This window comes from Streptomyces sp. NPDC025618 (assembly GCF_055558795.1).
On record NZ_JBVHLW010000017.1, the window covers coordinates 118,709 to 131,735 of the forward strand.

At 70.8% G+C, this 13,027-nt stretch carries 12 protein-coding genes and 1 pseudogene; 6 read left to right on the plus strand and 7 right to left on the minus strand.

The window, feature by feature from the left end; all coding sequences use genetic code 11:
• Positions 1 to 24: 24 nt before the first annotated feature.
• Positions 25 to 1,707: a murein biosynthesis integral membrane protein MurJ gene (gene murJ, locus ACZ4A5_RS17050; RefSeq protein WP_467583805.1), complete on the minus strand. Its 1,683-nt coding sequence runs from the start codon at positions 1,705 to 1,707 to the stop codon at positions 25 to 27.
• A gap of 101 nt (positions 1,708 to 1,808) precedes the next feature.
• Between murJ and ACZ4A5_RS17055 the strand changes: the two genes are divergently transcribed.
• From ACZ4A5_RS17055 to ACZ4A5_RS17075, 5 genes are all read left to right on the plus strand, one after another.
• Positions 1,809 to 2,408 carry an ArsR/SmtB family transcription factor gene (locus ACZ4A5_RS17055; protein WP_467583808.1) on the plus strand — a complete coding sequence of 200 codons (600 nt, stop codon included), beginning with the start codon at positions 1,809 to 1,811 and terminating at the stop codon, positions 2,406 to 2,408.
• Complete coding sequence (locus ACZ4A5_RS17060) at positions 2,405 to 3,706, plus strand: MFS transporter (RefSeq protein ID WP_467583812.1); 1,302 nt, start codon at positions 2,405 to 2,407, stop codon at positions 3,704 to 3,706. Before ACZ4A5_RS17055 ends, ACZ4A5_RS17060 begins: the two co-directional genes overlap by 4 nt.
• Before the next feature lie 348 nt (positions 3,707 to 4,054).
• Entirely contained in the window at positions 4,055 to 4,306 is a 252-nt protein-coding gene (locus tag ACZ4A5_RS17065) for a DUF7660 family protein (RefSeq protein ID WP_398874672.1), read from the plus strand.
• Between the two features lie 59 nt (positions 4,307 to 4,365).
• Positions 4,366 to 4,716 (plus strand): zinc ribbon domain-containing protein YjdM, encoded by a 351-nt coding sequence (locus tag ACZ4A5_RS17070; RefSeq protein ID WP_467583815.1) that lies wholly within the window; start codon positions 4,366 to 4,368, stop codon positions 4,714 to 4,716.
• 47 nt (positions 4,717 to 4,763) lie between these two features.
• A complete protein-coding gene (locus ACZ4A5_RS17075; RefSeq protein ID WP_467583818.1) occupies positions 4,764 to 5,321 on the plus strand; it encodes a PH domain-containing protein in 558 nt (185 codons plus the stop codon).
• On the opposite strand, the gene ACZ4A5_RS17080 is transcribed toward ACZ4A5_RS17075, so the two are convergent.
• From ACZ4A5_RS17080 to ACZ4A5_RS17090, 3 genes are all read right to left on the minus strand, one after another.
• Complete coding sequence (locus tag ACZ4A5_RS17080; protein WP_467583821.1) at positions 5,260 to 6,819, minus strand: SDR family oxidoreductase; 1,560 nt, start codon at positions 6,817 to 6,819, stop codon at positions 5,260 to 5,262. The two genes, ACZ4A5_RS17075 and ACZ4A5_RS17080, sit on opposite strands and share 62 nt — an antisense overlap.
• Positions 6,820 to 6,892: 73 nt before the next feature.
• The gene (locus tag ACZ4A5_RS17085) at positions 6,893 to 8,263 is read right to left on the minus strand and encodes a cryptochrome/photolyase family protein (protein ID WP_467583823.1); all 1,371 of its coding nucleotides are present in this window, start codon (positions 8,261 to 8,263) and stop codon (positions 6,893 to 6,895) included.
• Between the two features lie 82 nt (positions 8,264 to 8,345).
• Positions 8,346 to 9,008 carry a hypothetical protein gene (locus ACZ4A5_RS17090; protein ID WP_467583826.1) on the minus strand — a complete coding sequence of 221 codons (663 nt, stop codon included), beginning with the start codon at positions 9,006 to 9,008 and terminating at the stop codon, positions 8,346 to 8,348.
• 341 nt (positions 9,009 to 9,349) lie between these two features.
• Here ACZ4A5_RS17090 and ACZ4A5_RS17095 point away from each other — a divergent pair, with 341 nt between their 5' ends.
• The gene (locus ACZ4A5_RS17095) at positions 9,350 to 10,351 is read left to right on the plus strand and encodes an aldo/keto reductase (RefSeq protein WP_467583829.1); all 1,002 of its coding nucleotides are present in this window, start codon (positions 9,350 to 9,352) and stop codon (positions 10,349 to 10,351) included.
• A 49-nt stretch (positions 10,352 to 10,400) separates the two neighbouring features.
• On the opposite strand, the gene ACZ4A5_RS17100 is transcribed toward ACZ4A5_RS17095, so the two are convergent.
• From ACZ4A5_RS17100 to ACZ4A5_RS17110, 3 genes and pseudogenes are all read right to left on the minus strand, one after another.
• The gene (locus ACZ4A5_RS17100) at positions 10,401 to 11,528 is read right to left on the minus strand and encodes an amidase domain-containing protein (RefSeq protein WP_467583832.1); all 1,128 of its coding nucleotides are present in this window, start codon (positions 11,526 to 11,528) and stop codon (positions 10,401 to 10,403) included.
• 139 nt (positions 11,529 to 11,667) lie between these two features.
• Positions 11,668 to 12,720 (minus strand): chitinase, encoded by a 1,053-nt coding sequence (locus tag ACZ4A5_RS17105; RefSeq protein WP_467583835.1) that lies wholly within the window; start codon positions 12,718 to 12,720, stop codon positions 11,668 to 11,670.
• Positions 12,721 to 12,935: 215 nt separating this feature from the next.
• Positions 12,936 to 13,027 (minus strand): annotated as a pseudogene (locus ACZ4A5_RS17110) (transglycosylase SLT domain-containing protein); the annotation flags it as partial.

A 13,027-nucleotide genomic window follows, 5' to 3' on the forward strand; every position in this document is an offset into this window, starting at 1 on the left:
CCCGGCCGTCCGAATCCGAAGAGGTCACCTCATACCCGGCAGGCGGCGCAGTTCGCCGACCTTCAGGGCGCGGGAGAGCAGCAGGAACAGCAGCGCCATCGTGAGGCCGCCCGTGACCAGGGACGTGGCCGGAGCCCAAGTCGCCGAGGTCAGGTTCATGGAACACAGGCGGGCGACGGACCAGCCGAGCACACCGGCCGATACGGCGGAGGCCGTCAGTTTGCCGTAAGTGCGGCACAGGCGCTTGCCGTCCAGTCGGCCTTCGAGTCGGCGCCGCAGCTTCAGGGCGGTGATGAGCAGGCCGACGGCATAGGAGACGGCATACGCCGCGGCCATCCCTGTGACCCCCCAGCGCGCGGGGAGCAGCAGGTGGCACCCAGTGGCGAGAGCGACGTTGACGGCGCCGATCCACACGGCCGTCAGGAAGGGCGTACGGGTGCCGTCGAAGGCGTAGAAGCCGCGCAGGAGAAGGTACTGCGCCGAGAAGGGGATCAGGCCGAGCCCGAACGCCTGGAGCATGTGGCCCAGCGGCCGGGTGGACCCGGGGTCGGCGGCGCCGTGGGCGAACAGCAACTGTGCAGTCTGCGGCCCGAAGGCGAGGAAGAAGAAAGCGGCGGGGACGATGACGACGCCGCTGATCCGCAGTGCGCGCGAGAGGTCGCCGCGTACGTCGTCCAGGCGCTGCTCGGCGACGGCCCGGCTCATCCTGGGCAGCAGGGCTGTGACCAGCGAGACCGTGACCACCGCTTGGGGCAGCATCCAGATCGTCTGCGCGTTGGAGTAGGCGGTGAAGCCCACGCCGCCCTGCGGCAGGGCCTGGTCCGCAGCCGAGGCATAGCGGGTCACCACGGCGCCGGCGGCCAGGTTGGTCAGCACGAACAGCAGTGTCCAGCGGGCGGAGCCGACGCTCTTGCGCAGGCCCGTCCCCCGCCAGTCGAAGCGGGGCCGGAAGCGGAAGCCGGAGGCGCGGACGAAGGGGATCAGGGCGAGCGCCTGGACCGCCAGGGCGAACGTGGTGCCGACGCCCAGCAACGTCACCTGGGTCCCGGTGATGTCCTGTACGCGTCCGGGGACGGTCATGAGCCCCACGTAGATCCCGAACATCGTGATCAGGACGAGGTTGTTGAGGACGGGCGTCCACATCATCGCCCCGAACCTGTTCCGGGCGTTGAGCACCTGCCCCAGGATGCTGAAGAGCCCGTAGAAGAAGATCTGCGGCAGCAGGAAGCAGGCGAACGTCACGGTCAGCTCGAACGCCGCGTGGCTGTCCGGTGTATCGCTCTGATAGAGGCTGACGATCTGCGGGGCGGCCCATACGGCCAAGGCTGTGCCGAGGCCCAGCACGCAGAGGACGAGGGAGACCAGCCGCTGCTCGAAGGCGAGCCCGCCGTCCGGGTGTTCCGCCCTGGCCCGGGTCAGCTGCGGCACGAGCACGGAGTTCAGGGCTCCGCCGATGAACAGGAAGTACAGGCTGGTGGGTACGGTGTTGGCCTGGTTGTAGGTGGTGGCGAGCAGGCCGGTGCCCAGCGCGGCCGTCTGGAGCACCTGTCTGATCAGTCCCGTCGCCCGGGACACCACCGTCCCCCCTGCCATCAGCATGGAGGAGCGCGTCACGCCACCCGCGCCCGGCTTCGGGGCGGCGTGCCGCCCGCGCTTCCGCTGCCGCCAAGGCCGGGGTATCGCCGTGGCCTTCATACCTTCCGTCATCCGGCCAATCTACGGGCGAAGATCGCTCACAGGGCGGCCGCCATGGAACCTCCTTGCAGAGAACTCTATGCAGAGGGTCCTCTGCAACCTACCGTGTCACCATGTCCGACGAACCTGAGAGCACGTCACCTCCCTCCCCCAGGCCCACCCGCCGCATGGACGCGCGCAGTCTGCGGGGGCTGGCTCATCCGTTGCGGATGCGTATCTTCGAGCTGCTGCGTCTGGACGGACCCGCCACCGCCACCGGGCTCAGTGAGCGGCTCGGGGAGAACACCGGCACCGTCAGCTGGCATCTGCGGCACCTCGCCGAGCACGGCTTCATCGAGGAGGAGACCGGGCGGGGCACCAAGCGCGAGCGCTGGTGGCGAACGGCCGGAGTGGCGAACGAGCTCAACACCACCGACTTCCGCGACGATCCCGACACTCGTGGCGCCCTGTCGGTCTACCTGCACGAACTCGTGCAGCAGTACACCGGGCGCGTCACGAATTACCTCAGCGAGGACTGGGACGACAGCTGGCGCAATGCGGGGACCATCGCGGACTGGTCGGAGATACGCATGACGCCTGATCAGCTGGCGGCGCTGAACGCCGAGTTGGCTGCCGTGATCGACCGTCACGCCCGCGTCGCCCCGGATCCGGACGCGCTGCCCGTCGTCGTGCAACTACAGTCCTTTCCCCGCAGGAGACGTGGCACCTCATGAGCCGGGGCATACGGGGTGGCCTGCTGGGCCGCCATCGTGACTTCCGGCTGTTGTGGTGCGGGGAGACCGCCGGGAAGTTCGGTGCGTCCGTCACAGGGGTGGCGATGCCGCTGGTCGCCGTATCCACCCTGCGTGCGGGCACGTTCGAGGTTTCCCTGCTGACGGCGGCTTCCTGGCTCCCCTGGCTGGTCATCGGCCTGCCGGTCGGTGTCTGGGTGGACCGGATGCGGCGCAGGCCGATCATGCTGGCCGCCGCGGCGGTCTCCCTCGTACTGTTTGCCGCCGTCCCGGTCGCCGCCCGGGCCGGTCTGCTGAGCATCGGCCTGCTGCTGGCCGTCGCGCTGCTGACGGGCACGGCCGCGGTGTTCTTCCAGACCGCCTACAGTGCCTACCTCCCCAGCATCCTGGAACCGGAGGATCAGCCCGAGGGCAACGCCAAACTGCACGGCAGCGCGTCCGCCGCGCAGATCGCCGGGCTCGGATCCGGGGGCCTGATCGCGCAGGCGGCGGGGGCGGTGAACGGGATGTTCGCGAACGCTGCCACGTTTCTCGTGTCATTGCTGTGCCTGTCGGGAATCCGGCACCGCGAGCCACGCGGCACGCGGGCCGCGCGTCGCCCGGGCGGTCTGATCGGTGAGGTGGGTGAGGGGCTGCGGCTGGTCGCGGGTGACCCCTGGCTCCGCACGCTGACACTCTTCGGCGCGGCCTCCAACCTGGCCCTCATGGGATACCAGTCGATCCTGGTCGTCTTCCTCGTACGGAGCGTCGGGCTGGAACCGGGGGCGGTCGGCGCGCTCATCGCGGTCGCCGGGACAGGAGGCGTCGTCGGCGCCTTCGCCGCGCGCCGCGTCGCCGGACGGGTCGGCACGGCCCGCGCGACGCTGCTCTTCGAGCTGGGACTGCCGACGTTCGCCCTGCTCATCCCGCTGGCCACCAGCGGAGCGGGAGTCTGGTTGTACGTGGCGGGCGGCTTCTGCGTCTCCGCCGGTGTCGTGGCCGGAAACGTCGTCAAGGCGAGCTTCCAGCAGCACTACTGCCCGCCCGGGCTCCTCGGCCGCCTCACCGCGACCAGCGCGTTCCTCAATTACGGGACGATCCCTCTCGGAGCTCTGCTCGGCGGCACGCTCGGCACGGCGCTCGGCATCCGCGCGGCGATGTGGGTCACCACGGCGGGGGTCCCCCTGGCGGCGCTGATCCTCCTCTTCTCCCCCATCGGGCGGTGCCGGGAGCTGCCGGCGTCCCGCGCCCCGCATCAGCCGGCTCCGGCGGACGGGCGGGCCCACGCGCTTCGGACGTGACCGTCGGCGGACCGCCGGATCGTATGCCTGGCATGCTCATATTCCGGCTCATACATGGCCTCTGTCTGACTTTGGTGGGCCAATCGTGCGCGTCGACCTCCCGCCATCGTCCTGGGAGAACGCGATCGACGCCATCCCCTCTCTGGCGAACCCGGCCAACGGCGGCTGCCGCGCCGGACGCTGACCAACGGCCCTTCGCCCACGGGGCGATGGACGAAGGGCCTTCACCCGGCCCCACGGGCACGCTGGACACCGCCACCCACGGAACCTGACCCCGCTACCGAGGCCCGGAGGCCGTCCCACGAAAGCAGGTGGCTCTCACCCCGGCCGCACGCTACGTTCCTGCTCATGCCACTGACTCCCGACGATGAGATCCGCAGCCGCGAAGAGCTCGCCGCCTTCATCCGCGGCCTCCATGAGGACTACCTGCGACGTGGTCACGCCTGGGAGAACGGCACTCTCGACCGGTTCCTCCAGGCGCTCGCCGCCTGGACCAGTGATTCCAGTGGCTGGTACAGCAACTTCGGCAAGGAACTTCCGGAAGGTGGCGACTGGACCTTCCTGGCGCGGGCCCTGCAAGCGGCCACCGTCTACGAGTGAGTGCACGTCGGCCCCCTCGGCGCTCACTCGCACCCTCCCCGCTGAAATACACTTTCCCGGTGAACGAGACATTGCCCCCGTGCCCCGAGTGCTCCAGTGCCTACGCCTATGAGATGGGCACCCTCCTGATCTGCCCCGAGTGCGGGCACGAGTGGTCGCCCGCGGCCGAGGAGGCCGGGAGCGGGGAAGGCGCCGTGATCAGGGATTCGGTCGGGAATGTGCTCGCCGACGGGGACACGGTGACCGTGGTCAAGACCTTGAAGGTCAAGGGCGGCCCGGGCGGGATCAAGGCCGGTACCAAGGTGCGCAACATCCGGCTCGTCGACGGCCATGACGGTCACGACATCGACTGCAAGATCGACGGGTTCGGTGCCATGCAGCTCAAGTCCAGCGTCGTCAGGAAGGCCTGAGGCGATACCGGCGCAAAGCCGGTATATCCATGGCATACGCTCCCGCCGTGGACGTGAACGAATACCGGATCCCCGTCAGCAAGGGCCAGTGGATCACGTGCGCCCTGATGACCCTCTGCGGGCTTCTCTGCCTGCTCTGGGTGACCTTCGGCCCCGGGTGGGCGCACTACGTGAGCCATTTCGACGGCAGTCTCCGCGAGACCGGCGTCGCCAACTACCCGAGCCCGGACCTCATGCTCGGGCTCGGGATGATGCTGCTCACGCTCACTCCCCTCTACTCCCTCGCCGTGATCTGGCGCACATGGACCACGCCCGAGGGCATCCGCACCCGCGGTATTCTCCGTCGCCGGTTCATCCCCTGGCTGAGCATCGCCGGCATCCACATCAGGGAGCACGGCGGCGGCACCCAGCGCTCCTATTACCACCTCGAGGTCCGGCTCCACAGCGGCAAGAGGCTGTGCCTGCCGGGCCTCCAGGAGTACTTCGAGAGCGAGCTCGTGGGTCCCCGCACCGAGATCGTCACCCGCTGGAAGGCCGCCCACGTCACCCCCGGCCCGGACGGCTCCTGGCTGCGCGACGGTCGCGGGGCGGCTCCTCACCCGTAGCGCCCGCCAGGGACTCCGCCCGGTGGGCGATGTTGCGGGCCATGCCGCCGAAGACGAGGGTGTGGAAGGGGGCGATCGAGTGCCAGTAGGCGTGCCCCGCCAGGCCGTGGGGGTGGAAGAGGGCGCGCTGTTCGTAGCGGGCGCGGTGGGGGCCGTCGGGAGTGGCGGTGAGTTCCAGCCAGGCGCGGCCGGGCAGCAGCATCTCGGCCCGTAGTCTCAGCAGCCTGCCCGGGACGATGTCCTCGACGCGCCAGAAGTCGAGCGCGTCGCCGGCCCGCAGCCGCCGGGGGTCGCGGCGGCCCCGGCGGAGGCCGACGCCGCCCAGGAGGCGGTCCGCCCAGCCCCGGGCGGCCCAGGCGAGGGGGAAGGAGTACCAGCCGTTCTCCCCGCCGATGCCTTCGATGACGTCCCACAGCGTGGCCGCGTCCGCGGCGACGCGCAGGCTGCGCCGGTCCTGGTAGAGGCTGCCGCCGGACCAGTCGGGGTCGGAGGGCAGCGGGTCGCTGGGCGCGCCCGGCAGGGCGGCGGACGACCACCGGGTGCTCACGTCCGCGTCCTTGATGCGCTGGAGGGCGAGGCGTACGGCCCCGTCGAAGCCGGTCAGGCCCTCGGGCGGATCGGGGATGTACGCGGCGATGTCATGCTCACCGCAGACCACCTCGTGGCGCAGGGACTCCACCAGCGGGCGGGCGATGGTGTGCGGCACGGGGGTGACCAGCCCCACCCAGTAGCTGGACACGGCCGGGGAGAGCACGGGTACGGGAATGACGGCCCGGTGCGGCAGCTGGGCCGCGACCGCGTACCGCTGCATCATCTGCCGGTAGGTCAGCACGTCGGGCCCGCCGATGCAGAAGTCGCGGTTGACGTCCGGTGGGAGGCCGGCCGCGCCGACGAGGTAGCGCAGGACGTCGCGGACCGCGATCGGCTGGATGCGGGTGTGTACCCAGCGCGGCGTGACCATGACGGGCAGGCGTTCGGAGAGGTAGCGCAGCATCTCGAAGGAGGCCGAGCCGGAGCCGATGATCACCGCGGCCCGCAGGTGGGCGGTCGGCACCCCGCTGGCCAGCAGGATGCGGCCGACCTCGGCGCGGGAGCGCAGGTGCGGGGAGAGGTCCGTCTCGGGGACGCCCGCCGGGGCCAGGCCGCCGAGATAGACGATGCGGCGGGTGCCCGCGGCCTCGGCCGCCCGGGCGAAGGCGCGGGCGGCGCGCCGGTCGGTCTCCTCGAAGTCCCGGCCGGTGCCGAGCGCGTGGACGAGGTAGTAGGCGACCTCCACCTCCTCGAAGGCTTTCGGCAGGGTGCCGGGGCGGGTCACGTCCGCCTGGACCACCTCCACGTCGGCCGCCCAGGGCTGATCGCGCACCCGCCCGGGGTCGCGGACCAGGCACCGCACACGGTGGCCGGCGCGCAGCAGCTCGGGCACGAGCCGCCCGCCGATGTATCCGGTCACGCCGGTGACCAGGCACAGCTGTCCGGGTCGCGGTGGTGGTGCGGGCATGGGTGCGGCGCCTTTCCGTCGGGTGCCTCAACCTTCGCACCGGTCGCCGGGCGCCGCACGGAGAGACCGTCCGTCACCGCCCGCGGGCCCGCTGGAAGCGGGCCAGGCCGTCGGAGAGGCCGACGAGCGGCTCGGGGTAGTCGTACCGGGCCCGTTCCGCCGCCGGCAGCTTCCACGGTTCGTGCACGGCGGGCCCGTCGATCCCGGCGAGTTCGGGCACCCAGCGGCGTACGTACGCGCCGTCCGGGTCGAAGCGTCGGCCCTGGACGACGGGGTTGAGGACCCGGTTGGGGCGGGTGTCGGTGCCGGTGCCCGCCACCCACTGCCAGTTGAGCTGGTTGTCGGCCACGTCGCCGTCGACCAGCCAGGTCAGGAAGTGGCGGGCGCCGACGCGCCAGTCGACGTACAGCGTCTTGGTGAGGAAGCTCGCGGTCAGCAGGCGGCCGCGGTTGTGCATCCAGCCCTCGTGGCGCAGCTGGCGCATCGCCGCGTCGACGACGGGGTAGCCGGTGCGCCCCTCCTGCCATGCCGTGATCTCCTCCCGGGCGGAGCTCGCGGTGCGCCAGTGGTCGTGCCGGGTGCGGTAGTCGGCCGTGGCCGCGTCGGGGCGGGCCGCGAGGACCTGGTGGTGGAAGTCGCGCCAGCACAGCTGCCGGACGAAGGCCGCGGCGCCGGGCCCGTCCGACGCCCGTGCGCTGTGGGCGAGTTCGACGGGCGAGAGCGTGCCGAAGTGCAGGTGCGGGGAGAGCCGGGAGGTGGCGTCGCCCGGCAGGTCGTCGTGGCGGTCCTCGTAGGCGGCGAGCCCGCGGCGCTTCCAGGCCGTCCAGCGTCTTCGGCCTTCGCGCTCGCCGCCGGTCGCGAGGCCCGGTGACACACCGCCGGCGTGCTCGCGCGCGGGGAGCGGTTCGGAGCCGATGCCTTCCGGGACGCGTACGGCGCGTGGGGCGCGCATGACGTCGCGCGGCCGCTCCTGCGACCAGCGGCGGAAGTACGGGGTGAACACCGCGTAGTGGTCCGAGCCCGCCGGTGTCACGGCGCCGGGCGGCAGCGCGGTGCTCACGGCGTCGTGGACGCGCAGGCGGCGGCCGTCCGCCCGGAGGGCATCGCGCAGGCGCCGCTCGCGGCGCTGGGCGAAACCGCTGACGCCGGCCGCCATGTGCACTTCCCGGGCGCCGGCCTCGGCGGCGACCGCGCGCACCTGGCCGGCCACGTCGCCCGAGCGCACCACCAGGCGGCCGCCCCGCGCGCGCAGCCCCGCGTCGAGATCGGCCAGGCAATCGGCCAGGAAGGCGAGCCGGTTGGGCGCGGCGAAGCCGGTGGCGGCGAGGGCGTCGTCGCGGACGAACAGCGGCACGACCTCGTCGGCGCCCGCCAGAGCCGCGCGCAGGGGCGGGTGATCGTGCAGCCGGAGGTCCGAGGTGAACAGGACGACGGAAACCGTCATGGCAGCGGCTCCTCCATGGACCGGGGTACGGCCACCGTACGGTCCGCTGCCGGGCTGTGCGGGACCGACGCGTCCGGTCGGCTCAGGTCACCGAGGCGCTCTCCAGCACCGCGTCGATCTCCTGCCGCGCGGCCGGGTCGGCCGACCGGGTGATGCCGAGGAGGAAGGCCCCGTGCCCTTCGTGTGCCGCGATGACGGTCATGCGGAGGTGGGCGGTGGCGCCCTTGCCGTCGTTCACCCGCAGGGCCACCGTGTGCGCGGGGCGGCCGCTCACGGTCGTCGGCCGGGTCTCCTCGAGGGTGGAGCCGCCGTCCGGGTAGAAGAACTCGGCGTTCGACCGGGCCGCTCGCTCCGCCGTCCGCTTCAGGCCCTGCTCCGGGACGTCCCCGGCCTTGCCGACGAGCACGACGCCGCCCGTGCCCTCGGCGCGCTTCGTCCCGATCGACGAGGTGAAGGCATCGATCAGGCGCTTTTGGCTAGCCTCCCAGCCCTCGGGTATCGCGTACGAGATCCCCGCCGCGCCGTCCGTCACCCGGGGCCGCCCGGCGAACGGGGACCCGTCCTCGCTCCGGGTCAGCCACCACGCGGCCGCGCTGCCGCCGGCCAGGAGGAGGACCAGCGCCGCGACGACGGCGGCCACGACGGTCCCGCGCTCGCGCGCCCGCGCGGGAGGGTGCGGCGGGTACGGCGGGAAGGGGGCGGGGGCGGGCGGCTGCGGCGGACCGGCGGGGGCGGAGGTGATCATGAACCCAGCATCCCCGCGCAACCCGGCTCCGCCCTGAGCGTTCGTACTCAGCACCCTACTCAGATGCGCCCGGTCCTCCTGGGCGGAAAACGAGGGGCGCCGTCCCGGCGGGGCCTGCGGGAGATCCCCGCCGGACGCCTCGCCCCGCTCGGGGAAGAAGGCACCGTCCGGCACCCGGAGTTTCACGGCCGCCATGGTCCGGGTGGTTGTGTGACGCTCAGCCGGCTCCGGGCCCGGAAGGGGCGGGCAACGATGCCCCGGAAGCATGATCGAGAGGTTGCGGCGGGCCCGGAAAAGGGTCAGGCTTCCCGGGAGCCACGAGCCGAGGGGGAGAACAGCGGATGAAGTGTCGCGTGCTGGGGAGGCAGGGCCCGGAGGTATCGGCCATCGGTCTCGGCTGCATGGGGATGTCGGTCGCCTACGGCGTTCCGGACGACGCGGAGTCGCTGCGCACGCTCGACCTCGCCGCCGAGTCGGGGGTCACCCTGCTGGACACCGCGGACGCCTACGGGCGCGGTGCGAACGAGGAGTTGCTGGGGCGCTGGCTCCGCGAGCGGCCCGGCAGCCGCGAGAAGGTGGTGCTCGCGACGAAGTTCGGCCTGCGGCACGACGCGGCGACAGGGCGGGTGGGCGACGTCGACACTTCGGCGGCGTACGTCGGGCCCGCGTGTCACGCCTCGCTGCGCCGTCTCGGCACCGATCACATCGATCTCTACTACGCGCACCGCCGCGATCCCGAGGTCCCCGTGGAGGAAACCGTCGGTGCGATGGCCGCGCTGGTCGAGGCGGGTGACGTACGCTTCCTCGGGCTCAGCGAGGTCAGCCCGCGGACGCTGCGCCGGGCGCACGCCGTACATCCCATCACCGCGGTGCAGTTGGAATACTCGCTCTTCACGCGCGATGTCGTGGAGGGGGAAATGCTGGCGGTGTGCCGGGAGCTGGGAATCGGCGTCGTGGCGTATTCACCGCTGGGGCGCGCCATGCTGACCGGATCCGTCACCTCACGCGACGATCTCGCCGAGGGGGACAACCGAAGGCGCTGGCCGCGTTTCGCCGAGGAGAATCTCGCCGGCAATCTCGCGCTCGTGGACGCCGTGCGCGGTGTCGCCGCACAGCTGGAATGCTCTCCCGCGCAGGCCGCGCTGGCATGGCTTCTCGCGCAGGGGGAGGACATCGTCCCGATCCCCGGCACCAAGAAGCGCCGCTATCTCGCCGAGAATTCCGCGGCGGCCGAGATCTCCCTGACCGCCGAGCAGACCGAGCTGCTGCGGCGAGCGGTACCGGACGGCTCCGTGTCGGGAACGCGCTATCCCCAGCAGGCGCTCTCGCGGCTGGGGCACTGAGATCCACCGCGCGATGGGCCCCGGTCCGTGGCCGGGGCCCATCGGTTCATCAGGTGCGGTAGGCGTAGTAGACCGCGTCCGGGTTGGAGGCGATGATGCTCGCCACCGACTTCCGGTAGGTGTTCGTGGAGTGGTACGTCAGATACGGGACGCCCATCCGGCTCCGGTAAGTGACGATCATCGAGTGGTCCTTGGACCCGTCGCCGTCGAAGTCCATCTGCAGGATGTCGCCGACATCCATCTGATAGACGCTGGCGAGGTTGGACGCCCGCTTGGACGACAGCGTGAACCACGCCCACTCGTTGGCACCCACCCAGGAATCCGTCTGCCCGGACGGCCCGTACGACCAGTTGTGGTAGTCGGAATACGAACCGGGCACGTTCTTCCAGCCGCCGGCCTTGAGGGACTGACTGATGAAGTTGGTGCAGTCACCGCCGGCGTCGTTGAACTGCCGGTAGTCCGGGTTGTAGTTCCGCCAGTACTTCTCCGCGTAGGCCGCCATGGCCGCGTAGTTGTAACCGGTGCCGGTCATCTTCTTCGGCTTCGACGGGGCGGGCCACGAGATGTCGGCGGGGGTCCCGGTGGGGGCGACCCCGGTGTCCGCGGCGACCGCGGTGCGGGGCTCGTTGATCGCCCGGGGGCCACCGTCCGTGGGCCTGATGCCCGTCAGCTCCCACTTCCCCTTCTTGTTGCCGGAGAAGCTGAGCTCGTGGTGGGCCTTGAAGCCCGTCGTCGTGGGCTCGTCGCCACGGACCTTCTTGTACGTCAGCGTCGTGGTCTCGGTGACCTCGACGGTGGCGCGCCCGTTCTTGACCTGGGTCCTGTCCACGGACACCTGGGTGTCGGAACCGGTGTACGCCTCACCCAGGGAGGCGAGCTTCGCCTTGCGGGTGCGCAGTGAGGACAGCGCGCTGTCCTCACTGCGGGCCAGACCGGACGAGACGCTCACATTGCCGTCGCGGAGCGACGGGGCCGCTATTCGCCGCGTGGAGCGGTTGTCCACAAGCGCGGCCGTGCGCTCTTCCAGTACGGCGTCGGCGACGCGGCCGAAGGACTTGACGGTCTTGCTGTCCGCGGACTTCGCTTCGCTCGCGTCCGCGCCCGAGGGCAGGAGCACCGTCGTGACGGTCGCTGCCAATACCGCGCCGACGGCGATTCTCAGCGTGTTTGCTTTCACGTGTTTCCCCTTTGACCCCGGTCCGGGCGGACCGGGGAAAAGGGATCTTCGCACAGATTTACGCGACCGTGGACGTGTGCTCGGATCACGGATCGGACACCGGATCCACCGGCCCGCACGGCACCCGCCGCGACCCGCTTCAGCGGCCTTGCAGGGCCTTCACGTTGTCACCGAAGGACCACCCTCGCGAGCCGTCCCAATTGAGGGACCAGGTCATCATGCCTTTCAATGCGCCGCCGTAATTGGTCCAGACCTGGGAGACCTGGTCCGGCGACATATAGCCGCCGCCCGCGCCGGGTTGAGCGGGCAGTCCGGGGACCTGTTTGTCATAAGGCACCTTGATGGTGGTGCCCTGCACGACAAGTCCCTTGTTCAGGCAGTCCGTCTGCGCGGTGAAGCCCTCGACGGTCCCGGCGGAGTACGAATCTCCGGAGCAGCCGTACATGTTGCCGTTGTAGTACTGCATGTTCAGCCACCAGAGCCGGCCGTTGTCGGCGTATTTCTTCACGATCGGCAGGTATGCGCCCCATATCGAGCCGTATGCCACGCTGCCTCCGGTGACATAGGCGGTCTCGGGCGCCATCGTCAGACCGAAGCCCGCGGGCATCCGGTCGAGAATGCCGTCGATGATGCGCATGAGATTGGCCTGGGAGGCCGACGGGCTGGTGATGTCGCCGCTGCCCGTCAGACCGGTCTCGATGTCGATGTCGATGCCGTCGAAGTTGTACGCCTTCAGGATCGGCACCACTGTCTCGACGAAGCGGTCGGCGACCGCGCTGGAACCGAGGTCGATTCCGGCGGCCGCGCCGCCGATGGACATCAGGATCGTGGCACCGGCCGCCTTCGCCTGACACATCTCGGCGGGGGCCGCGACTTTCACGGTCGCGTCCATTCCGTCCTCCCACACGGCGGTGCCGTCGGAACGGATGACGGGGAACGCGGTGTTGAGGACGTTGTAACCGTGGCCTTGAATACGGGCATCGGTGACCGGGATCCAGCCGAGGGGTGGATGGACGCCGTTCGCGGCGCCGTCCCAATTCTCCCAATACCCCTGAAGAACCTTGCCCGCCGGTCTCGGCTTGACGGCGCAGGTGTCGTCCCGCGGCGCGCCCACCGCCCCGGCGACGGGTACTTGCGCGACAAAGGCCAGGGCCAGGGCGGCCCCCAGCAGACACGAAAGGCGACGCCTCACGAGGGACTCCCTCCCGGGACCGGCCACGGGCGACCGCACGTCGCGCCCGCATCCCGGCTTGCCGAGAAGGTAGGGCGGGGCCGTTGAGGCGTCAATAGGTCTGGACCAAACCGGCGCCACGCGAGCGGGAGCAGACATCAGGGGTAGATACACCGAAGGGCGGCAGCACCTGGTGGTGCTGCCGCCCTTCGGTTTCACGCCTTGCCGACTCCGGGTCAGTATGCGGAGTTGACGTTGTCCATGGAGCCGTAGGTCTTGGCGGCGTAGTTGCAGGAGGCGACGATGTTGGCGACCGGGTCGTAGATGT